Here is a 22603-nt window from a genome sequence, read left to right on the forward strand (position 1 = left end):
ACTTTATGGATATTCCGAGATCGTCGCCGTCGTCAATCCTGTGATGAAAAATGAAAAGGGCCGCTTGAGGCGACCCTTTCCATGAGTTTTGGCCTGCAATTGGCCGGACCGTCAAAGCGATCCTAGGAAGGTGGGCTTAGAGCGAGGGCTGCCTCGCTTTCATCACCACTTCCATGCCTTTTACGAGGTCCGAAATCTCATTAGACATTGGATCACCTTCCTTTCGTTCTGTTGAAGATGGGTAAAAGGTAGGATGATTCGCCGGAGATGCAAGAAAAAACGAGAGCCCAGGTGCTGCGTATCTTCCTTGGAAGCGGTGTTTAACTTCACGGCCACCGGCAAGACGCCAATGTTTACAACGATGCCCTATGCACTGCCGCAGTGCGCAAACATTGCGGCAGGGAGCTGTGGATTAAGCGGCTCAGTGTGCGGCCTTGATGAAGGTGCCGTTCTGCAGCTCTCGCATCGCCTGCATGATCTCCTCTCGGGAGTTCATGACGATCGGCCCATGCCAGGCGACAGGCTCCTCGATCGGCTTGCCCGAAACGAGCAGGAAGCGGATGCCTTCGTCGCCGGCCTGTACGCTGACTTCATCACCGCTGTCGAAGACGACGAGCGTCCGGTTACCGGACATGTCGCGAATGTTGACCTCCTCGCCATTGACTTCCTTCTCGACACGGACGCCGAACGGCTTGGAGGCGTCGCGGAACGTGCCGGAGCCTGCGAAGATATAGGCAAAGGCGTTGCGATAGGTGTTAACGGGCAGGCGCTTCTTCTTCCCGGGCGGCACCGAAACATCGAGATAGATCGGTTCGGCCGCCACGCCGTCGACCGGGCCCGCTTTGCCCCAGAAATCGCCGCAGATCACGCGAACGGCCGTACCGTCGTCATCGACCACGACGGGAATGTCGGCGGATTTGACGTCCTGATAGCGTGGCGCCGTCATCTTCAGCGACGAGGGCAGGTTGGCCCAGAGCTGGAAGCCGTGCATGCGTCCGGCAAAATCGCCCTTCGGCATTTCCTGGTGCATGATGCCACTGCCGGCCGTCATCCACTGGATGTCGCCGGCGCCGAGCAGACCTTGATTGCCGAGGCTGTCGCCGTGCTCGACCGTGCCGGCGAGGACGTAGGTGATCGTCTCGATGCCGCGGTGCGGATGCCAGGGAAAGCCGCGGATATACTCGGCCGGATTGTCGTTGCGGAAATCGTCCATCATCAGGAACGGATCGGTCATAGACGGATCCCCGAAACCGAAGACACGATGCAGCTTGACGCCGGCGCCTTCCATGGTCGGAGTTGCGGTGCTCATATGCTTTACGGGACGGATCGACATGGCATCCTCTCGAGGGGTTCGACTTGCCCGGGACTATAACCGGCGAGCCCGCATCCGCGAAATCAGCCGCCGCGGGAACGCACTGTTCACAAAAGAAGATGTCGCATTGCGCAATTTGATCGCCGTGACCGTCAGAAATTTGTCATCTTCCGCTTGCAAGCCAGAAAACCGTTCAGGTCTTATTAACCATCGGATTCGACAATCAACGTCGCGTTTCAGCATTCTCCCGCCTCCAACAACGCGGGTTCCGGAGTGGAAAGAGCATGTGTCGCTGGGCAGCCTATCGCGGAGACCCCCTCTATCTGGAGGAGCTGGTGTCCTCGCCCGCACACTCACTGATCGAGCAGTCACATTGTGCCACCCGCGCCAAGACGCCGACCAACGGTGACGGCTTCGGCATCGCCTGGTATGGCGACCGTCCGGAGCCGGGGCGCTATCGCGACACCTTGCCGGCTTGGTCGGACTGCAATCTCAAGAGTTTGGCGCGGCAGATCCGCTCGCCGTTGTTTCTCGCGCATGTGCGGGCGGCCACGGGCGGCGGCACCCGGCGCGACAACTGTCATCCCTTCACCTTCGGCAACTGGTCCTTCATGCACAACGGTCAGATCTCAGGCTTCGAACGCCTGCGCCGCCCCATGGAAGCCATGCTTGATGACGAACTCTTCAACGCCCGGGGAGGGACGACCGATTCCGAACTGATGTTCCTGCTTGCCCTGCGGTTCGGCCTGCAGCAGACGCCAATGGCTGCGATGGCGGAGATGATCCGCTTTGTCGAAAGCCTTGCCGAAAAGCTTCTCGGATCGGTGCTGCTGCGCTACACGGCGGCCTTCTCGGATGGGAAGGCGCTCTACGCGATCCGTTATGCGACCGACCGCAAGGCGCCGACGCTCTATGCATCACCCCTTGGCAAGGGCTACTGCCTGGTGTCCGAGCCGCTCAACGACGACGTCGATGCCTGGGCTGAGATCCCAGACGGGAGCGCCATCACGCTCGGCGAAAATGGCCTCGATATCGCGCCGTTTCGTCCGGTGCAGGCAGCCGCAAAAACCGTCCCGGTTGCAATCACTGCTTGAGCCGTTCGGCGACCATCGCCGCGAGCCTCGTCGCAACCTCTTCCTTCGCTAGATCCGGCCACTGCTCGATGCCGCTGTGGGAGACGATCCTCACCCGGTTGCGAACGCCGCCCATGATGCCGGTTGCCGGCGAAACATCGTTGGCGACGATGATATCGGCACCCTTGCGGTCAAGCTTCGCCTTGGCGTTGCTTTCCACATCCTGCGTCTCTGCCGCGAAGCCGATCACCAGCTTCGGCCGCATCGTATGATGGCCGACCGTCTTCAGAATATCGGGGTTCTCCGTCAGTGCGAGCGTCGGAATGGATTCGCCGGGATGTTTCTTGATTTTCTGGTCGGCAGCGGATGCCACGCGCCAGTCGGCGACGGCCGCAACCATCACGGCGACATCGGCGGGAAGCGCGGCAAGAACGGCGTCCCGCATCTGGTCCGCCCGCTCGACATGAATGACCCTGACGCCAAAAGGATCCGGAATGGAGACCGGCCCGGAAACGAGTGTCACGTCCGCCCCAAGCGCGGCAAGCGCCGCGGCAATCGCGTGTCCCTGGCGGCCGGAGGAGCGATTGGCGATGTAGCGCACCGGGTCGATCGGCTCATGCGTCGGCCCGGAGGTGACGATCGCCTTGCGGCCGGTAAGCGGCTTCGGCCGATCATGGAGCAAGGCTTCCGCGGCCGCGACGATCTCCAGCGGTTCGGCCATCCGCCCGATGCCCGCTTCGCGGCTCTCGGCCATCTCGCCGGACATCGGTCCGATGAAACGGATGCGGTCGCCGCGCAGCGTCTCGATGTTGCGCCTCGTTGCCGGATGCGCCCACATATGCGGGTTCATGGCAGGGGCTGCGAGCACCTGCCGATCGGTCGCAAGCAGCACGGTCAAGGCAAGGTCGTCGGCAAGTCCGTTCGCCATCTTGGCAAGCAGGTCTGCGGTCGCCGGCGCGATCAGGACGAGGTCGCAATCGCGCGCCAGCCGGATATGGCCGACATCCTGCTCGTCCTGACGCGAGAAAAGATCGGTGAACACATGGTCGGCGGCGACCGCCCCGACGGCAAGCGGCGTTACGAATTCCTGCGCACCCTTGGTCATCAGCGGGCGCACCGATGCGCCTCGCTCCCTGAGCCGTCGGATCAGATCCAGGCTTTTATAGGCAGCGATCCCGCCTGAAATGATGAGGAGGATGCGTTTGCCGCTGAGAACCATGGCGTTCGTCCATCGAATATCTGATTGCAAGAAACCCTAAGCCTTTGGGGAATAATAAGCAATCGGCAGCGCCGGCCGATCGGTCGCAGTGACAACGCCGTGCTGCTGTGGCATGGAGCGAAGCATGGGGACCATGCGTATCATCTTGCGGGATCAGGTGTCGGCCAGCGCTGTCGCGCTGCTGGTTGCCTGTCTGCTGCTGATGCAAGGGCTGCTGACTGGCACTGCGCAGGGCGCCATGGCGGCATCCGCCGTCGATCCCTTCGAGATCATTTGCTCTTCGAGCGGACACGGTTCCGTCGATGACGCCGGACATGGCAATTTGCCGGCCAAGAAAGCGCCGGAGTGCCCGTGCGGCGCGCTCTGCCGTTTGGCATCGGCTTCCACGCCGGCAATTCTTCTTGGGCAGGCGGGACCGCTTTACGTCGCAGTCGAGACTGCGATCGACACAACGATCCGAACCGATGCTGTCTTTTTGCCTGCCTTACGCGGGCGGATCGCCGAACCCCGTGCACCTCCCGTCACTGCCTGACGTCCTCGTTCCGCCTTCGCGCGTATTGCGCAGAGGCCCGATTTCTTACGTTGGGAGACATTCATGTCCGATCTTACCATCGGTCGCGAGAGCGTCGGCGCTTCGGTGCGCTCCGCCTCCGACCTCTACCGCGCCGTCTGGCGCTGGCATTTCTACGCAGGCCTTCTCGTCCTGCCTTTCATGATCACGCTGGCAATCACTGGTGGCCTCTACCTCTTCAAGGATGAGATCGATGCGGTGATCCATTCCGATCTCAAGCGCGTCGAGGTGCAGCAAGGCGCAAGCCGGGCTGCGCCTTCGGCAATCGTGGCCGCCGCCCTTGCCGCCCACCCGGGAACGCCGATCAAGTTCACCGACCCGGCCACGCCGGATGCCACTGCTGAAATCACGGTCGGCACGGAGAAGGAAGGCAAACTTGTGGTCTACGTCAATCCTTACACGGCGCAGGTGCTGGGCGCGCTGCCGGATCGGGGCACGGTCACGTGGACTATCCGCTACCTTCACAGCCTCAAATACTTCGGCAACTACGCGCGCATGCTGATCGAGGTCGCCGCCGGCTGGTCCATCCTCATCGTCGCCACCGGCATCTATCTCTGGTGGCCGCGCCGGCAGACCGGCGGCGTTCTTTCCGTTCGCGGTACGCCAAAGCGGCGGGTGTTCTGGCGGGACCTGCATGCTGTAACCGGGATCTCTGTCGGCTTCTTCATCATCTTCCTGGCCATCACCGGAATGCCCTGGTCCGGTGTCTGGGGTGGCAAGGTCAACGAATGGGCGAACGGCAACAACTTCGGCTATCCCGCAGGTGTGCGGGTTGCCGTGCCGATGTCCGGCGAACATCTCGATCATGTCGCCAAGACCTCCTGGTCGCTGGAACAGGCGCAGGTGCCACAGTCTGCCGCTGGGAACGCGCATCGTTCACAGACGATTGGTCTCGATGATGCCGTCGCCACCTTCGACCGTCTTGGCCTGCATCGAGGCTATGCCGTCAACACACCAACCACGGCGGATGGTGTGTTCTCCGGCTCGGTCTATCCCGACGATCTCTCGCAGCAGCGGGTCGTGCATCTCGACCAATACTCCGGGAAGCCGCTGATCGATATGAGTTATGCCGACTACGGTCCGCTGGGGAAATCGCTTGAGTGGGGCATTAACACCCATCTCGGCCAGCAATTCGGGCTCGCGAACCAGCTGGTGCTGCTCGCCGCCTGCTTGGCGGTCATCCTGCTTGCGGTTTCGGCCGCCGTCATGTGGTGGAAGCGACGCCCGGCGGGATCGCTCGGCGTTCCGCCGATGCCTGTAGACAAGCGCGTGTTCGCCGGCCTGATCGCGATCCTTGCCGTCGGCGGGATCGTTTTCCCGCTGGTCGGCCTGTCGTTGATCGTCATGCTGGCGGTGGATTGGGTCTATCTCAGAACCAGGAAGCAGCGTTCGGTATGAGCCGGCAGAGGCGCTCGCCCGGGCGTCTCTGCTCTATCCGATGATCTCGATGCAGAAGTCGATGAAGGCTCTGACCTTGGCAGGCACATGCCGGCGCGAGGGATAGAAGACATAGAGCGGGAATGTCTCGTCTAACCAGTCGGGAAAGAGGTTCACGAGCTGTCCATTGTTCAGATAGCCCGTCATCCCGAGCGAAAAGACCTGGGCGATGCCGATCCCGGCAAGGCAGGTCGCCAAGGTCGTGCCGGCATCGTTCACCAGAATGCGGCTGCGGGTCTCGATCGAGACGGTTTCGTCACCACGCCGAAGCTCCCATCCGAAAGGCCTACCGGTTGACGGGTCCTGGAACTGGATACAGGTATGCTCGCTCAAATCCTGAGGGCGCTGCGGCCGACCGTAACGCTCGATATAGGCGGGAGCGGCGATCGTGATCACGCGCGTCTGCATCAAAAGGCGCGAGATCAGCGACCTCTGTGCGGGCTCACCGAAGCGCACCGCGACGTCAACGCCGTCAGCGACAAGATCTCCGATTTCATTGCGGGTGATGATCTCGATCTGGATATCCGGGTAACGATCGAGGAAGGCGCCTAGCCGCGGACCAAGTACGAGACGTGAGAAATATGGGTCGACATTGACGCGCAGTCGGCCGCGCACCGCCTGTCGGGCACCAGCAGCCGTCTGCGCGGCCTCTTCGATACCGCTTAAAAGCGGAGCCACCTGTTCGTAGAAGCGCGCGCCGTCGTCCGTCAGCCGCATCGTGCGTGTCGTTCGGTCGAGCAGCCGCAAGCCGATCCGTCCCTCAAGCCGGGCAACGGCGCGGCTGACGCCCGATGGGGACAGGCCCATGGCCTCGGCCGCCCGTGCGAAGCTGCCACTCTCGATTACGGCGGCGAGTACGCTCACGCCGTTCAATAGTCGTCCGTCAAACATCGCCCGTCCGTGATTTTGAGTCACCAATCATGTGACAGAAACGCGCTTCAGTCAAAGACCGTCAAAGGACATGATCAGCGCAAACAGACCACCGGCCAACTGGCGGTGAAGACATCAAAGGAGTTTAGCCATGTTTGTGATCACCGGAGTAACAGGGCAGGTCGGAGGCGTCGTAGCCGCGCATGTCCTGGCGGCCGGGTTGCCGGTACGCGCCGTCGCGCGTAACGCGGAGAAAGCCGCGGAATGGAAGGATAAAGGCGCGGGATTGGCACTGGCCGAGATGACCGACGCCGATACGCTCGCCAAGGCTTTTGCCGGCGCCGACGGCGTCTTCCTGCTCATCCCGCCGACCTTCGATCCGACGCCCGGCTTTGCGGAGGTGCGCGCTGTCATTGCGGCCCTGAAGGCCGCGCTTCTCAGCTCTCGTCCTGCCAAGGTCGTCTGCCTCTCCACCATCGGCGCGCAAGCCACCGAGCCCAACCTCTTGAGCCAGGTCGGTCTCGTCGAACAAGAACTATCCGCTCTGCCAATGCCGATCGCCTTTCTGCGTGCCGGGTGGTTCATGGAGAATGCGGCCTCGGATATCGCGACAGCGCGGGAGACCGGCGTCGTCCCGAGTTTCCTTCAGCCGCTTGATCATCCATATCCGATGGTTTCGGTCTGCGATGTCGGCGCCAAGGCGGCGGAACTGCTGCTGCAGGAGTGGGCGGGCAAGCAGGTCATCGAGCTGATGGGGCCAAAGCGCGTCACCCCGAACGATATCGCCGCCGTCTTCTCGTCCGTCCTCGGCAAACCCGTCCGCATGGAGCCGGTCGCCCGCGACACCTGGCAGCAGCTCTTCATCGGACAGGGCATGAAGAACCCCATCCCGCGCATGCGCATGATCGATGGCTTCAACGAAGGCTGGATCCGGTTCGAGGGCGAGCCGGCGAAGGGCACGACGACGCTGGAGATGGCCATCCGCCGCCTCGTTGACGCTGGCCGATGAACAAGCGAAAGGCCGCGGAGGAGAGGATCCGCGGCCTTTCTCATGCATCGTCCGGTGGGTCTCGGTCCTCAGAGGTTGCTCATTCCGCCATCGATGACGAGCTCGCTGCCGACGATATAGGCAGCCTCATCGGAGGCGAGGAAGATGATGGTCTTGGCAACTTCGCCGGCATCGCCGAACCGGCCGACCGGGATCTGCGACTGGATCTGTGCGGCCATCGCCTTGGAATCGGCTTCCGACATGCCAAGCTTGTCGTAAAGCGGGGTTGCGATCGGGCCGGGGCTAACGGCGTTGACGCGAATGCCGCGGCCGATGAGTTCTCCCGAAAGCGTCTTTGCCAGCGTCAGCAGCGCACCCTTGGTAAGGGCGTAGACACTCGAATTCGGCATGCCGATACGGGCGTTGATCGAAGTGTTGAGCACGATCGAAGCCTGCTTCGAAAAGACCGGGAGCAGCGCTTGAATGAGGAAGAACGGACCCTTGACGTTGATCGCGATCGACTTGTCGAAGGCTTCCTCGCTCCACTGCTCGAGCGGGCCGAATTCGGCCACGCCGGCATTGACGAAAAGAATGTCGAGATGGCCGAAGGCGTCCTTGATTGCGTTCGCGACAGCCTTCTGGCCGACGGCATTGCCGGCATCCGCCTGGATGACCAGCACCTTGTCGCCGAACTCGGCGCGGGCTGCCTCGACGCTCTTGGCGCTGCTGCCGGTGATGGCCACACGAGCGCCTTCGGCGATGAATTGACGGGCGGTCTCGAGGCCGATGCCGCTGGTGCCGCCAGTGATGAGGGCTGTCTTGTTCTGTAGGCGTGCCATTGTCGTGGTGTCCTTGTGATCGCGGGTTGGGCCAGCGCCCTTTGATGTCTTGGAGAGTGCGATGAAAAGTCGGCTGCGATAAGCGGCTCTTTTCCGGAAAGCTACTTTGGTCAGAGCCGAATGATCTTCGACGTCAGGTGCGGGTGATCGAAGCACCGCCATCGACGAGCGAGGCGGTGCCGGTGACGAAGCTTGAGTCGTCGGATGCGAGGTAGAGCACCGAGCGGGCAAGCTCATTCGGGGCTGCAACGCGCTTCAGCGCATGCAGGTTGGTGATGAAGCTCTGCTTGTCCGAGGTATCGTTCATCTCACGATACATGTCGGTATCGACGGCGCCCGGCAGGACCGCGTTGACGCGGACGTTCTGCTGGCCGAATTCGGCGGCGAGCGCCTGGGTCAGGCCGATGAGGCCGGACTTGCTGGCGGCATAGGCGGCAACACCCGGGAAGGCGAAGCTGTAGCCGACGAAGGTCGAGGTGAAGATCACCGAGCCGCCGCCATTCTTTTCCATCTGGCCGATCTGGTGCTTGGCGGCAAGGAACGAGGCCGTCAGGTTGATCGTCAGTGCTTCGGCAAAACCGGCTTCGGAAACACCGGTGCTCGGGCCAGCCTCGCCAAGCGTGCCGGCATTGTTGAAGGCAACGTCGAGCTTGCCGTAGCGATCGACGGCGGTTGCGACCAGCGCCTTGTGGTAGTCTTCCGAGCGGACATCGCCGGCAACGGCAGTGGCCTGCCCGCCAGCTGCCTTGATCTCTTCGACCAGGCTTTCGAGTTCGGCCTGGCGGCGGGCGCCGACCACCACCTTTGCGCCTTCGGCAGCGAAGAGCTTTGCCGTTGCGCGGCCGATGCCTGAGCTTGCGCCGGTGACGATGGCGACTTTTCCATTCAAGCGGTTCATTGTTCCATCCCCAGTGTTGGTTGGGGTGGCGTTTGCCGCCCCGTTCGATGAGTGGAAGATGGCATTTTCCTTTCGTTCGGATTAGTCTCCAGATAACGGAACTCGAATTCGGAATTGCCGAACGATGATCAGGGTTGAGGGGATAACGGCCTTCGTGGCCGTCGTGGAATCGGGCTCCGTCAGCGAGGCCGCCCGGCGCTTGCGGCTCTCAAAGTCGGTTGTCAGCGAACGGCTGGCGGAACTCGAAAGGTCGCTCGGGGGCGTGCTCCTGCATCGCACCACGCGGAAGCTCGCGCTGACCCAAGACGGCGCGGCCTTCCTGCTGCGGGCGACGCGGATCGTTCAGGAGATCGAGGAAGCCACCGCCGAGATGGCCGTGCGCCGCGGCACGCTGTCCGGCCCACTGCGCATCGCCGCCCCGGTCACCTTCGGGCGGATGCATCTTGGTCCGGCCCTATACCCCTTTCTGGCCGAGCATCCGGAGATCCAGCTGGTGCTCGACATTGACGACCGCCGCGTCGATGTCTCCTCGGAAGGCTATGACGCGGTGGTCCGTCATGGGCCGATTGTCGATTCGCGCCTGGTGGTGTGGAAGCTCAGCCGCAGCCGCCGGATTCTGGTCGCTTCTCCAGCCTATCTCGACCGCCATGGCACGCCGAAGACCCTCGCCGATCTCGACGGGCACAAGGGTATCTTCTACACTAATCGCGGCGTCGCCGACTGGCGCTTCCAAACGCCCGATGGTGCGATCGTCGTGCGCGCCAGCCAGGCTGTCGGCATGAACAATGGCGACATGATCCGCGATGCGGCGATTGCGGGCCTTGGCATCGCGCTCCTGCCGGCCTTCATCGCCGGCCCGGCAATTGGCGAGGGAAAGCTTGTAGCGATCGATGTCGGCTACAGGCCGGAGGCGGAGTTCATCTACATGGCCCATCCCGAGGGCCGCAATCCTTCGGCCAAGCTGCGCGCCGTGGCGCAGCATCTGCGCACGACCTTCGGCGATCCTCCTTACTGGGACCCGGCAGACTGATCAGATCATGCTCATCAGGTTGGCCGCGACGAGGGAGCGCTGTGCCTTGAGCATCGCTAGCCCCAGGCGCGCCACCAGCGGTGGCCCCTCAATTGGCCGGTAGGCGACCCCGTCGAGCGCCAGATGGGCAATCGAGGCAGGCACGATCGACACGCCGAGATCGGCGGCAACAAGATTGACGACCGACGGAATCTGCGGCGCCTCCTGCGTCACCACGAGCTCGAAGCCGGCATCCCGGCAACCACGCACGATATCGTCGTAGAGGCTGAGGCCGACCGTGCGTGGAAAAAGGATGAAGGGCTCGCCTGCAAGCGCGCAGAGCGGCACCTTTTCGTATCTCGCAAGCGGATGGTGCGCGGGAAGCGCGATCAGCATCGGCTCGTCCGCCAGCCGTTTCAGCCTGACGTCCTTGGGATCCTCCAGCCCTGGCCTGATGAAGGCGACGTCGATCTCCTGCCGCATCAGCTTCTCCATCAGCCAGTTGCTGTTCATCTCCGTCAGCGACAGGCTGACATCGGGCCATTGCCTGCGAAAGCGGCGGATCGTGCCGCTGACCGCTGTGTTGAAGGCCGAAGATGCCGTGAAACCGAGCGCGAGCCGGCCGGTCTCGCCCCGGGTTGCTCGCTGGGCGGCGAGCTTCGCCTTCTCGGCGAACGACGGCAGAAGCGCAGGACAAGCAGTTCCTGCCGCGTGGCACGTCCTCCTATCGGCGCGCTAGCCTCGCACTTTTCCTCTCGGGCTTTGCAACGTTCTCGCTGCTTTATTGCGTGCAGCCACTGATGCCGATCTTTGCAGAGGATTTCGGCATCAGCCCGGCCGCAAGCTCGCTGTCACTTTCCCTATCGACCGGCTTCCTTGCCTTCGCGATCTTCTGTGCCGCGGCCGTCTCCGAAAGCTTTGGCCGCCGCAGCCTGATGTTCGCCTCGCTGCTCGGTGCGGCCATTTGCACCATCGCTTGCGCGCTCGTGCCGAGCTGGCACGCCCTGCTTGTGATCCGTGCTCTGGAAGGTCTGCTGCTTGGCGGCGTGCCCGCCGTCGCCATGGCCTACCTCTCGGAAGAAATCGATCCGCGCGGCCTTGGTGCGTCGATGGGTCTTTACATCGCTGGCAATGCGTTCGGCGGCATGGCCGGACGCGTCGTCACCGGCACGCTTGCCGAGTTCTTCTCCTGGCGCGTCGCGCTGGGCGCGCTTGGCACACTGGGTCTCGCCGCCGCAATCGGCTTCTTCCTACTGTTGCCCGCATCGCGCAATTTCACGCCGCGCAAGGGTTTCGACGCCCGCTTTCACTTGAAGGCCTGGGTCGGCCACATCAGCAATCCGGCCTTGCCATTGCTCTTCGCCATCGGCTTTCTCGCCATGGGCACATTCGTGACGGTTTACAATTACATCGGCTTCCGCCTCGTTCAGGCACCCTACAATCTCAACCAGACCGAACTCGGCCTGATCTTCACCGTCTATCTGTTCGGTATTGCCGCATCCTGGATCGCCGGCTTGCTGGGAGATCGGATTGGGCATTTCGTCGTCCTGCCTGCCGGCATTGCGGTCGCGGCCGCCGGCGTCGCCGTCACTTTGTCATCCTCTTTGCCCTTGATTGTCCTCGGCATCGTGCTGTTGACATCGGGCTTCTTCGTTGCGCACTCCGTGGCGAGCGCCCTTGTCGGTCGTCTTGCCCGTGGCACCAAGGGTCACGCCTCCTCGCTCTATCTGCTATCCTACTACTTCGGCTCCAGCGTTGCCGGTTCCGTAGGCGGCTACTACTGGGGCGCTGATGGCTGGAATGCTGTCGTGCTCTTCGCACTGGCGCTGCTCGCTTTGGGTATGATCGCAGCCCTCGTTGCCGCACGGCTGGCAAAACAGTAGGATTAGCCATGATCGGTATTGATCACCTCGATCACCTGGTTCTGACGGTCGCCGATATCGACGCGACCTGCGGTTTTTACGCGCAGGCGCTCGGCATGACCGTCGAAACCTTCGGCGACGGGCGCAAGGCGTTGACGTTCGGCGGCCAGAAGATCAACCTTCACATGCATGGCCACGAATTCGAGCCCAAGGCGAAGCAGCCGACCCCGGGCTCGGCTGACCTTTGCTTCATCGCCAGCACACCACTGGCCGATGTCATCGCGCATCTTCAATCACAGCGTGTGACAATCGTCGAAGGACCTGTCGATCGCACCGGTGCAGCCGGGCCGATCCGCTCCATCTATATCAGGGATCCGGATGGCAATCTTATCGAAGTATCGAATCCGAAATCTGAGGCCTGAAAATATAAGCCGGCTATACGTTTTTCAGCGTGCGCCGCGGCTGATCCCCTCTCATGCCGCTCCACAAATACCAGAAAACGGAGATCAGGATGATCACGCCCCCGATGATCGTCGAGATATCAGGCGTCTCGGAGAAGGCGAGCCAGACCCAGAGCGGGCCGAGCACGACGTCCAACAGCCCGATCAACCCGGCCTCGCTGGATGGAATATAGCGGCCGCCGGTCATGAAGAGCAGATAGGCGATCCCCGATGTCGTCGACCCGAAAACGGCAAGCACAAGGATTTCCTGCAGGCTCGGCATCGCATGAGACATCAAGGGCAGGCAGAGCAGCACGCAGAAGCCGGATCCGAGCGCATTGACCGGCGCCAGCCGCAGCGCTGGGTAGCGTCTTTGCCGCAACAAGCAGGATGCTGAAGGTCACCGTCATCAGAAACGCCAGGGCGTTGCCGGCGATGTCCTGCGGTCTCGCGCCGAAGCCCGCGACGATCAGGACGCCGACGAAGGCGATGAGGCTGGCGATGAGTACACGCCTGCTGATCGTCTCCTTCAGCCAGACATAGGCGATGCCCGCCGCGACGAACGGAACGGTTGCGTAAATCGCCAGCACGTTGGCAACGGTCGTCAGCTTCAGTGCGCTGACGTAGCCGTACATCGACGTGGCGGCCATGAGCCCGAAGAGCGGATAGAAATAGAACGGCACTTTGCCCGGCTCAGCGCTGATCCGCTTCTTTGCAAAAATGATGACCGTCAGCGCCAGCCCGCCAAACAGAGAGCGCCAGCCGAGCACGGTCCAGATATCGAGATCGAGCGCCCGGACGAAGAGCCCCGCGGTGCTCCACATGATCGTAGCGATGCCGACGAGGAGCATACCATAGGTGCGTGGCTGCATGGCGAGGTCCGTTCGTTGGATGGGCAGCGTCGAATCGACATCCGATGTCTATCAGACACGCACGACCCGCGATCGATCCGTTGCGCCACGCCATAGCGTAATCCGGCAGGAATACGTCCGACGCCGGCGCCGCAAGCCTATCCCAGCCGAATGTATGGAACGTCCTTCGTCGCCACTTCGTCCAGCGCCTCCTCGTAGCCCGCATCCGCATATCGCATGACGCCGAGCGCCGTGTCGTTGGTGAGCGCATGATCCAGCCGTTCGTCGGCGGCATCAGTGCCGTCGGCAACGACGGTGACGCCGCAGCTCGTCATGTAGCCGGCATAGCCGCCGCCGCCGGAATGAACCGCCACGAGATCCGCCATCGAGGAGCAGAGCATCATCGCATCGATCAGCGGCCAGTCGGCAATCGCGTCGGAGCCATCCTTCATCCGCTCGGTCATGATGTTTGGATGCGCCATTGCCCCCGCGTCGAGATGGTCGCGCGAGAAGGCGACCGGCCCCTTCAGCTCACCGCTTGCAACCAGTTCGTTGACGCGGCGAGCAAGCGTCGTGCGTTCGCCGTGCCCGAGCCAGGCAATGCGCGCCGGCAGTCCCTCGAAGGGCACATGCTCGCGCGCCAGCCGGATCCAGTTGGTGATGATCTTGTTCTCGGGGAACATTTCGAGCAGCAGATCGTCGATGCGGGCGATGTCGCTCTCTTCGCCCGACAGCGCCATCCAGCGGAAGGGGCCGATGGCGCGCGCAAAGAGCGGCCGCAGATAGGCCTCGGTGAAGATCGGAATTTCGAAGGCGTTGGCGACACCACCCTCCTTCGCCTGCGTACGGATCAGGTTGCCGTTGTCGAAGACCTCGGAGCCCTTCTTCTGGAAATCCAGCATCGCCGTCACGTGCTGCACGATCGAGGCGCGGCTTGCCGCCATCAACTGGCCTTGGCCGTCGTCGCGCAGTTCGCGAACCTGCGTAAGGCTCATGCCTTTCGGCACGTAGCCATAGACGAGATCGTGCGCGGAGGTTTGGTCGGTGACGATATCGGGCACGATGCCGCGCCGCGCGATCTCGGGATAGATCTCGGCGGCATTGCCGACGAGGCCGACCGACAGCGCACGTTTCTCCTTCACGGCGGCATCGATCATCGCAAGGGCAGTGTCGAGATCCGGCGCGATCTCCTGCAGGTAGCCGATCTCCTGTCGCTTCTTCGCGCGCTCGGGGTCGATGTCGACGCAGAGGATCGCCGCGCCCGCCATGCGGCCGGCAAGCGGCTGTGCGCCGCCCATACCGCCGAGCCCCGCCGTCAGCACGAAGCGCCCCTGGAGATCGCCGCCGAACCGGCGCTCGGCAATGCGCATGAAGATCTCATAGGTTCCCTGGATGACGCCCTGACTGCCGATGTACTGCCAGGCGCCGGCCGTCAACCCGCCCCAGCAGATCAGTCCCTTGCGCTGTAGCTCGTAAAAGACCTCGGCCTTCGCCCATTGCCCGACGATGTTGCAGTTCGCCATGATGACCAGCGGCGCCTTTGCATGCGTCTTGACGAGGCCGATCGGCTTGCCGGACTGGATGAGCAGGGTCTGGTCCTCGTCCATTTCGGTCAGTGCCTTGACGATGCCCTTGTGCGCCGCCCAGTTGCGGGCCGCCTTGCCGAGTGCTGCATAGACGACGAGATTGTCGGGATCCTCACCGACAGAGAGAACATTCTCCAGAAGCCGCAGCAGCGCCTCCTGCCGCCAGCCCTTGGCGCGCAGCTCCGGGCCGCCCGGGATCGGAAATTTCGGATGGCGTGGATTGGACTTCGGCATCTGCTCGTTCCTCTATCTCAGTCTTCTTCGGGCTTGTGGGCCATCTGTGTCGCGTTCACTTGGCGGGGAGTGAGCGCACAAACGTCATAGCGGCCTCCAGGAGACGGTGCCGCATATCGTCATCGCCATAGACGTCGGCTCCGACCCTGACCCAACCCTGCATGGTGCGGCCGCCGGAGAGCATCTGCGCTGCGCCGGGCAAGCTGAGCGCCCAGCCGTCTTTGCCTTTACCGAGACGGACCAGCATGCCGTCCTTGCGGGCGCCGCAGAGCAGGTTGCCGTCGAGCAGGAAGGCTCGGCCGCCGAACATCGACTTCTCGCTGAGGCCGGAAATAGCGCCCAGTTCCTCCCTCAGCAATTCCTCCAGCCCGAGGTCCCGCGCCATGGCGTCACGCCTTTGCCGCGAGCGCGTAGCGAGCAAGCTCGATGCCCATCGCTTTTTCCACCGGCGGATAGACGGTCGGATCGAGAACGCTGGCCGACAGCGGAATGATGCTCATCGGCACATGCAGGATGAAGACATGCATGCCGTCCTTCAACTGGCCGACGCTCAACGGCTCGCCCTCGGGCGAGAGCGTTGTGATGACCGAGGGGAACGTCGCGATACGCTTGCCTTCGATGTCGTCGACGGCCATGTACTCGTTCATCACATGCATGGTCACCGCCTTGTCGGCGGAGCCGACGACGATCGTGCCGATGTCGAAGGCCTCCTTGGTGTAGACGACGTCCTTCTTGGTGATGATGCCTCCGGCGAGGATATGGCCGCCGGTCGTCTTGCAGATGGCGTCGATCACAGCCGAGCCACCGATCTTCTCGGCTGCGATGATCGCTTCACCCAGCGCCAGCGCCATCGAAATACCGCCGAGCGCTGCATGGGTGCGGACGTAGGAGGCACGCAGCGGATTGCGGCAGCTGGCGATGAAGCCGCCCGACTGGTCGGAAGCCGCCCGCAGGATCGGTGAAATCTTCGCCGTTGCGCCCTTCACGACAAGCTCGATGTAACGGTTCTCGGCGCGGTTCCCGCCGACCGCCGTCTGGATCACCCGTTCCGGCGAGCCTGCCATGCCGATCGAGCCCATATCGCCGGTCGGATGTGCGCGGATATCGCCCACGGCATCCACGACCTTGGTTCCGAGAATGGCGCAGGGCAGCCAGCCGTTCAGCGTCGACGACCTGCCGTTTTGGCCGATGATCAGGCCGGACAGTTTCTCGCCTAGCTCTTCCTGCAGCAACTGCACGGCCTTCACATAATCGATGCCCTGCATTTCCCAAGGGGTCGTGGAGGCCGGTGCACCGATCGCGGCGGCCGTGGCGATCCAGTCGTCGTCCTGCAGTTCGTCGATCGACACGAGTTCCGGCTTGCCGACATTGACGGCGGCATAGCCTAGCATTCGGCCATGGTCGGCCCAGCCGCCGCCGCCGGCGGCATAGACGGAACCGCCCTTGACGGCCGCCTCGACGTCCTTCTCAACGAGTATGCGTCCCATCAGGCATTCTCCTGCTTCAAGCTCTTGTCCATGTCTATGACGGCTTCGAAAAGCACTGCCGCGCCAAGCGCGATGTCGTCGTTTTCCGCCCATTCGTCAGCCGAGTGGCTGCGCCCTTCCTTGCACGGCACGAAGATCATGGCGGCAGGCGCCACCTTTGCAATCCAGGCCGTGTCGTGACCCGCGCCGGATGCCATGCGTCGGTGCTTTGCGCCGACGCTCTCGCAGGCCCTTTCGAGCGTTTTCAACAATCCGGCGTCGCTCGGCGTCGGATAATTATCCGAGACCCGCATTGGGCTCCTGATCGAAACTCCGTAAGTAATGGCTAACTTTATGACGTGCGCATCCAGCCATTCGCAGAAGGCTTCCATGTCGTTGCGCACCTCCGCGCGTCCATCGATCAAGAGCACGACCTTCGACGGAACGACATTGGCCGCATTCGGCTCGATCCGGAATTCGCCGACAGTCGCCGCAAAATGACCTAGCGTCTTTGCCCGCGCGGCGGCCGCATTGCGGATATCGAGAACCAATTGCGCGGCAGCGACCAACGCATCCGAACGGCTGTCCATCGGCGTCGTGCCAGCGTGGTCCGCGCGTCCCTCCACGACAATTTCGATCCGGGTGATACCGGCGATCGCGGTCACGATGCCGATATCCTTCTTCTCGTTCTCGAGCACCGGCCCTTGCTCGATATGCAGTTCGAGGAAGCCCTTGAGATCGGGTCGCTCCTGCGACGGCAGTGTCGAGGCGTCGCCACCAACCTGTGCGATTGCCGACGCCAGATCACGCCCTTCCGACACGCGGGAAAGCCAAGCTTCCGGCAACTGTCCCGTCATGCCCCGGCTGCCGATGCAGGAGACGCCGAAGATGCTGACCTCCTCCGCAAGGAAATCGACGATCTCCAGGTCGTGATCGAGCTCGATGCCCTGATCGCCCAGCGCACGGGCGACTTCCAGCGCTGTCACCACCCCTGCAATGCCGTCGAAGCGGCCACCATCCGGTACGGTATCCGAATGCGAACCCACCATGATCGTGCCGAGTCCGCTGTGGGCACCCTGTCGTTTGCCGATCAGGTTGCCGGCGGCATCGATCCGGGTCTCAAGGCCAGCGGCGCGCATGCGCGCTTCGATGTAGGATCGCCCCTCGAGAAAAAGCGGCGAGAAGGCGCGGCGTGTCCAAGGCCGGCCAGGCTTGGTGATCTCGGCCAGAGCGTCGATATCCTCCGCGATACGACCGGCATTGACAGGCAGGTTTCGGCTCATTGTGCCGCTCCGGCGATCACCTGCCTTGAGAGCGGACGTACAAATTGGCCGGTGCCCGGCTCAGCCAGCACGGTTGCACCATCGGTGATCTTCCTGCCGCGCAGATAGGAAGCGGAGACCGTCCAGGGAAGGCGGATGCCGTTGTAAGGGCTCCAGCCGACCACGTTGTTGCCGCTCGCGGCTGCGTCATAAATTGCTTCACGCGGCTCAAGCACCACGATATCGGCATCCTTGCCGGGTGTCAGTGCGCCCTTGACGTGATCGAGGCGGAAGTGCTTTGCCGGGTTTTGCGCCATCAACTTTGCCGCCCAGGTCAGTGGGATACCGCGCTCGCTCGCGCCCTTGATGAAGAGCGGCACCATCACTTCGAGCCCCGGCACGCCGGAGGCGTTTGCCAGCATATCGGGATTGGTCTTGCGGTTTTCGGACCAGCTGACGTGATCCGTCGAGACGAGCCAGACATTGCCCTCAACGACCTTGCGCCATAGCGCCTCGACTTCGGCACGCGGACGGATTGGCGGGTTGATCTTGGCCTTGCCGCCGAGGCGTTTGACGTCGTTTTCCTCGTCCAGCGTGAGATAGTGGATGCAGCACTCGACGGTCGCTTCGTAGCCGTCGCGGCGATAGGCCCGGGCAATGTCGTAGCCGCGCCCGAGCGAGCAATGCACCACGTGCGAGGGGCATCCCGTATTGGCGCCCGTCTCGAAAATCGTGTGCATGGCAAGCAGTTCGGTGATCGGCGGCCGGGAGAGCCCGTGCGCCCGCCAATCCGTGATCCCGCTCGCCTTCACGCGATCGACATAGGTGCGGACAGCCTCGTCATCCTCGTTGTGCACGCCGGCCGTCAGCCCCGTCGGCGTGATCGCGGCAAAGCACTCGTCCAGCAGGGCAGGGGGAATGCGCGGGAAGCGCTTCGGATCCGTGCCGAACGTCGAAAACTTGAAGGCGGCAACGCCAGCCTCCACCATCTCGGCGATGCGCTTGGCACCGTCCTCAGGATCGACCGTGCCGTAAAGTGCAAAGTCGACGCGCGCCTGCGGGCCAGCATGCGCGATCTTCTTCTTCACGGCTTCCGCCGAGCAGACGAGATTGCCTTCGTCGTAAGGCATGTCGACGATCGTCGTCACGCCGCCGGCGGCGGCCGACCGCGTCGACCAGATGAAGTCTTCCTGACCCTTCTGCGACAGTGAGTGCACCTGCGCGTCGATTGCTCCGGGCAGGATTAATGCCTTGCCGAGGAGATGGCGCTCGCGCGCAGCTGGCGGTACACCGAGGCCGACTTCGGCAATCTTGCCATCGTGGACGGCAACGTAGCCGGCTTCCAGAATGCGTTCCGGCAAAACGACCGTGCCTTGCAGAACGAGATCGAAATCAGCCATGCCGCTTTCTCCGTGGCGAATATTGAAGGGATCAGATGGCGACCTGTTCCTGGGTCAGACGCTGCTCGATGCGCTCCAGCGAGCCGAGTGCAAAGAAATCGTCGAATGATGCGATCGGTACCTCTTCGATGAGCTTGGACATGAAGGCGCCGGAGCCAAGCTCTTCCTCGATCGCTTCCACCTCAGCAGAGAGTGGCCGGTCGACCGTGTAGAACTCCGCATGTTTGCGAACGACATCGTAGAGCATCCCACCGACACCCTTCGGCTTGTCGCCGAGGATGTCCACGGCCTGCGCCGAAAGCAGCGCCTCGAGGGCGGCAAGTCGCATCAGAGCGCGCATCTGGCGCTCAAAACGCTCGATCACCAGCGGTAGGAACGCTGCCTCGTCCTCAAGGCCGGCCGCGACCACCAGCGACTGCGCAGACACCGGGTTCGACATCGATAGCACGCGCGAGAAGATCTCGCCGGCCAGTTTGATGATCGGGCCGAAACCTGTTGCGATGCGGCCGGGCGGCACCAGATTGACGGGTAGATCGCGCCGCTGGCCGTTGCCGAGCAGGACACAGCGGTTGAAGGCATTGCGGGCCGCGTGCGCCATGCACAGAGCCGCCGATTCCAGCAGGATCGTCACATCGAGCGGCAGCGACCCGCCCGAGGTCATGACGCGGCCCTCGACGACGACAGGGTTGTCGTCGGAACGTCCCGTGGCGGCAAGGATCTTGTGTCCGGTCGTCAGCAGGTTCTCGATGACCGCACCGAATACCTGCGCGACCATGCGCAGGCTCAAAGGGTCCTGCACGTGGGTCTTGATCGGCCACTGCCAGGCGTCCGAAGCATTGCAGAGCCAGGAGCCGATCAAAGCTTCCCGGGAGGTGCCGACATGGCGAACGGAAAGCCAGGGATCTCGGGAGGCCCCAAGGGCCCCTGACGCCATCATTCCGGAGGCCAGCAGCACGCGAATGGAGGCGGCGGCATTGCGTGTCGCATCCGCTGCAGCTGCGAAGCTCACGGCGTTGACGCTGAGCGAGGCAAGACTGTCGCGCGGGGCCATGGTGAAGGGCTTCATACCAGCTGCCGCGAAGGCGTCGGCAGCCTGCATGCGCTTGCCGCGATAGACGGCTTCCCCGACGCCGGTCAAGACGGCGCCGATCTGTCCCATGAGGCCAATATCGGCGCAACCAATGGACCCGGTGCGGCGGACGACCGGAATGATGTCCACCTCGAGCATGCGCATGTATGCAGTGACGAGTTCAGGTGTACAGCCGACCTGCCCCGTCAGAGCGGTGTTGATGCGGATGGCCATTGCGTTGCGCACGACGGAGCATGAAAACGGCGTCCCGGTGCCGAAGTGATGCGCGCGCACGAGCCCGAGACTGAAGGCGTCCAGGTCCTCCGGGGACCACTCGACGTCTTTCATGGCACCGACGCCGGTGGTTGCCCCGTAGACGGGCATCCCAGCCTTGATCGCGTCCTCGACAATTCCACGGGCGATCTCGACGCGGGCCATACCCGTTGCCGAAGCGGAAAGCGCCACCTTGCCCGATCCGATCCTCACCATCTCAGCAAAGCTCAGCGGCTGTCCGGAAAGTTCGATGCGCGGGCGTTCATGCTTCATCTGCCATATCTCCTTGATAAGTGAGACTATGCGACGGCGCTATTCGATGGGATATCCCAAATATTGAACACAACATGCATTTGCATGCGATGATCAGGTGACCACCCAGGCTATATAGAGAAGGGCGAGCGCGATAATCCAGAGGGCGAACCGACCGGAGCGATTGTGACGCGCTTCGGATTTGCCGATCGCTTCGGCCGTTTCCGCATCGAAACGCAGTCCATGCTCACTCATGTGCAGCAGTTGATGGTGAAACTTCTCGGTCTTGGCCGCAATCTCCGGCGCGGCTTCTGCAAGCTTGACCGCTGCCTTCAACCCGTCCTTGAGGTCGGTGACGATACGCTTCGGGCCGAGATTGTTGCGGATCCAGTCGCCGACGACTGGTTCGGATGCCTTCCACATGTTGAAGCGTGGATTGAGCATGCGCGACACGCCTTCGACGACGACCATGGTCTTCTGCAGCATGACCAGTTCCGGTCGCGTGGCCATGTCGAACAGTTCGGTCACCTCGAACAGCAGCGTCAGCAGCTTGCCCATCGAAATGGTTTCGGCCGGCTGTCCGTGGATCGGCTCGCCGATTGCGCGGATCGCCTGCGCGAAGCTCTCCACATTGTGATGGGCGGGGACATAGCCGGCCTCGAAATGGACTTCCGCGACCCTGACATAATCGCGGGTGATGAACCCGAAGAGAATTTCGGCAAGGAAGCGGCGCTCTTTTTTGCCCAATCGTCCCACGATTCCCATGTCGACGGCGACGATGTCTCCATGCGCATCGACAAAGAGATTCCCCGGATGCATGTCGGCATGGAAGAAGCCATCGCGCAGCGTGTGGCGCAGGAAGGACTGGATCAGTGTATCCGCAAGGCGATTGAGATCGTGGCCGGCGGCGCGCAAGCCGTCGACGTCGGACATCTTCACACCATCGATCCACTCCATGGTGATCACGTCGCGGCCAGTGCGCTCCCAATCCACCTTCGGCACGCGGAATCCTGGGTCCTTTTCGGTGTTCTCGGCGATTTCGGAAAGGGCCGCAGCCTCGAGCCGCAGGTCCATTTCGACCTTGGTGGTCTGCTCCAGGGTCTTCGTCACTTCCACCGGCCTGAGGCGGCGGCTTGAAGGCATGAAGCGCTCTTGCATGTGGGCGACGAGATACATCGCCTCGATGTCGTGCGAGAAGCGCTGACGCACGCCGGGGCGGACCACCTTTACGGCAACCTTCTTGCGACCGGACAGTGTATCGACCTCCGCCGGATGCACCTGGGCAATCGACGCTGCGGCAATCGGCTCGCCGAAGCTTGCGTAAAGGTCTTCGATCGGGCGGCCGAGCGAACTGGCGATGCTCGCCTTGGCCGCCGCCGGCGGGAAGAATGCCATGCGGTCCTGGAGTTGCGATAGGTCGTCTGCAAATTCGACGCCGACGACATCCGGGCGCGTCGCCAGGAACTGGCCGATCTTCACGTAGGAGGGGCCCAACCGTTCGACGGCTTGCGCCAGCCTGTCGCTGCGCTTCTTCGATTTCGAGCGGTTGCGTGCGAATAGGCCAACAAAGGACTTGGCAAGGCCGATCGAGGGCGGAAGATCTTCTGACGGCAAGGCCGAAATGACGCCTTCGCGCACGAGAATCCAGCCGACGCGCCAGAGCCGGAAATATGCTCCGAGAGCACTCATGCC

The 22603-nt window shown here is 62.7% G+C and carries 20 protein-coding genes and 2 pseudogenes; 7 read left to right on the top strand and 15 right to left on the bottom strand.

The genetic code is table 11. The features are described 5' to 3' along the window. Positions 1-421 precede the first annotated feature (421 nt). Entirely contained in the window at positions 422-1333 is a 912-nt protein-coding gene (locus LPU83_RS40290; RefSeq protein WP_024314469.1) for a pirin family protein, read from the bottom strand. A 263-nt stretch (positions 1334-1596) separates the two neighbouring features. Between LPU83_RS40290 and LPU83_RS40295 the strand changes: the two genes are divergently transcribed. Next, positions 1597-2406 (top strand): class II glutamine amidotransferase, encoded by an 810-nt coding sequence (locus LPU83_RS40295; RefSeq protein WP_024314470.1) that lies wholly within the window; start codon positions 1597-1599, stop codon positions 2404-2406. Here LPU83_RS40295 and coaBC read toward each other — a convergent pair. After that, positions 2396-3604: a bifunctional phosphopantothenoylcysteine decarboxylase/phosphopantothenate--cysteine ligase CoaBC gene (gene coaBC / locus LPU83_RS40300; protein ID WP_024314471.1), complete on the bottom strand. Its 1209-nt coding sequence runs from the start codon at positions 3602-3604 to the stop codon at positions 2396-2398. The genes LPU83_RS40295 and coaBC overlap by 11 nt on opposite strands. A 124-nt stretch (positions 3605-3728) precedes the next feature. Between coaBC and LPU83_RS40305 the strand changes: the two genes are divergently transcribed. Together LPU83_RS40305 and LPU83_RS40310 are read left to right on the top strand one after the other, a co-directional pair. Beyond that, positions 3729-4136 carry a DUF2946 family protein gene (locus LPU83_RS40305; RefSeq protein WP_024314472.1) on the top strand — a complete coding sequence of 136 codons (408 nt, stop codon included), beginning with the start codon at positions 3729-3731 and terminating at the stop codon, positions 4134-4136. Between the two features lie 63 nt (positions 4137-4199). Next, positions 4200-5573, top strand: coding sequence for a PepSY-associated TM helix domain-containing protein (locus LPU83_RS40310; protein ID WP_024314473.1), 1374 nt, complete (start codon positions 4200-4202; stop codon positions 5571-5573). A gap of 33 nt (positions 5574-5606) precedes the next feature. On the opposite strand, the gene LPU83_RS40315 is transcribed toward LPU83_RS40310, so the two are convergent. After that, a complete protein-coding gene (locus LPU83_RS40315) occupies positions 5607-6503 on the bottom strand; it encodes a LysR family transcriptional regulator (RefSeq protein ID WP_024314474.1) in 897 nt (298 codons plus the stop codon). Between the two features lie 130 nt (positions 6504-6633). On the opposite strand from LPU83_RS40315, the gene LPU83_RS40320 reads away from it, so the two are divergent. Continuing rightward, the gene (locus LPU83_RS40320; protein WP_024314475.1) at positions 6634-7491 is read left to right on the top strand and encodes an NmrA family NAD(P)-binding protein; all 858 of its coding nucleotides are present in this window, start codon (positions 6634-6636) and stop codon (positions 7489-7491) included. 68 nt (positions 7492-7559) lie between these two features. Here LPU83_RS40320 and LPU83_RS40325 read toward each other — a convergent pair whose 3' ends face one another. Together LPU83_RS40325 and LPU83_RS40330 are read right to left on the bottom strand one after the other, a co-directional pair. Beyond that, positions 7560-8309 carry an SDR family oxidoreductase gene (locus LPU83_RS40325; RefSeq protein ID WP_024314476.1) on the bottom strand — a complete coding sequence of 250 codons (750 nt, stop codon included), beginning with the start codon at positions 8307-8309 and terminating at the stop codon, positions 7560-7562. 133 nt (positions 8310-8442) lie between these two features. Next, positions 8443-9207, bottom strand: coding sequence for an SDR family oxidoreductase (locus tag LPU83_RS40330; protein ID WP_024314477.1), 765 nt, complete (start codon positions 9205-9207; stop codon positions 8443-8445). Positions 9208-9331: 124 nt separating this feature from the next. On the opposite strand from LPU83_RS40330, the gene LPU83_RS40335 reads away from it, so the two are divergent. Beyond that, positions 9332-10237 (top strand): LysR family transcriptional regulator, encoded by a 906-nt coding sequence (locus tag LPU83_RS40335; protein ID WP_024314478.1) that lies wholly within the window; start codon positions 9332-9334, stop codon positions 10235-10237. Here the strand turns inward: LPU83_RS40335 and LPU83_RS40340 are convergent. Next, positions 10238-10888: pseudogene (locus tag LPU83_RS40340) on the bottom strand (LysR substrate-binding domain-containing protein); the annotation flags it as partial. On the opposite strand from LPU83_RS40340, the gene LPU83_RS40345 reads away from it, so the two are divergent. Together LPU83_RS40345 and LPU83_RS40350 are read left to right on the top strand one after the other, a co-directional pair. Continuing rightward, positions 10855-12099 carry an MFS transporter gene (locus LPU83_RS40345; RefSeq protein WP_037068957.1) on the top strand — a complete coding sequence of 415 codons (1245 nt, stop codon included), beginning with the start codon at positions 10855-10857 and terminating at the stop codon, positions 12097-12099. The pseudogene LPU83_RS40340 and the gene LPU83_RS40345 overlap by 34 nt on opposite strands. Before the next feature lie 8 nt (positions 12100-12107). Next, positions 12108-12500, top strand: coding sequence for a VOC family protein (locus LPU83_RS40350; RefSeq protein ID WP_037068959.1), 393 nt, complete (start codon positions 12108-12110; stop codon positions 12498-12500). A gap of 13 nt (positions 12501-12513) precedes the next feature. Here the strand turns inward: LPU83_RS40350 and LPU83_RS74000 are convergent, their stop codons facing one another. From LPU83_RS74000 to ubiB, 9 genes and pseudogenes are all read right to left on the bottom strand, one after another. Continuing rightward, the gene (locus LPU83_RS74000) at positions 12514-12813 is read right to left on the bottom strand and encodes an EamA family transporter (RefSeq protein WP_445081732.1); all 300 of its coding nucleotides are present in this window, start codon (positions 12811-12813) and stop codon (positions 12514-12516) included. A 229-nt stretch (positions 12814-13042) separates the two neighbouring features. Beyond that, positions 13043-13390, bottom strand: a pseudogene (locus LPU83_RS74005) (EamA family transporter); the annotation flags it as partial. A 137-nt stretch (positions 13391-13527) separates the two neighbouring features. Beyond that, a complete protein-coding gene (locus tag LPU83_RS40360) occupies positions 13528-15189 on the bottom strand; it encodes a thiourocanate hydratase (protein WP_024314482.1) in 1662 nt (553 codons plus the stop codon). 55 nt (positions 15190-15244) lie between these two features. Further along, positions 15245-15574: a TfoX/Sxy family protein gene (locus LPU83_RS40365; RefSeq protein ID WP_024314483.1), complete on the bottom strand. Its 330-nt coding sequence runs from the start codon at positions 15572-15574 to the stop codon at positions 15245-15247. Positions 15575-15578: 4 nt separating this feature from the next. Next, entirely contained in the window at positions 15579-16676 is a 1098-nt protein-coding gene (locus LPU83_RS40370) for a thiohydantoin desulfurase (protein WP_024314484.1), read from the bottom strand. Then, positions 16676-17938, bottom strand: a complete 1263-nt coding sequence (locus tag LPU83_RS40375) for a Zn-dependent hydrolase (RefSeq protein WP_024314485.1) — start codon at positions 17936-17938, stop codon at positions 16676-16678. Before LPU83_RS40375 ends, LPU83_RS40370 begins: the two co-directional genes overlap by 1 nt. After that, positions 17935-19317 carry a dihydroorotase gene (locus LPU83_RS40380; protein ID WP_024314486.1) on the bottom strand — a complete coding sequence of 461 codons (1383 nt, stop codon included), beginning with the start codon at positions 19315-19317 and terminating at the stop codon, positions 17935-17937. The genes LPU83_RS40375 and LPU83_RS40380 overlap by 4 nt, the downstream gene beginning before the upstream one ends. Before the next feature lie 31 nt (positions 19318-19348). Beyond that, positions 19349-20932, bottom strand: a complete 1584-nt coding sequence (locus LPU83_RS40385) for an aromatic amino acid lyase (protein WP_024314487.1) — start codon at positions 20930-20932, stop codon at positions 19349-19351. 93 nt (positions 20933-21025) lie between these two features. After that, positions 21026-22600, bottom strand: coding sequence for a 2-polyprenylphenol 6-hydroxylase (gene ubiB / locus LPU83_RS40390; protein WP_024314488.1), 1575 nt, complete (start codon positions 22598-22600; stop codon positions 21026-21028). Between the last annotated feature and the right edge of the window lie 3 nt (positions 22601-22603).

This window comes from Rhizobium favelukesii (assembly GCF_000577275.2).
Lineage (GTDB): Bacteria > Pseudomonadota > Alphaproteobacteria > Rhizobiales > Rhizobiaceae > Rhizobium > Rhizobium favelukesii.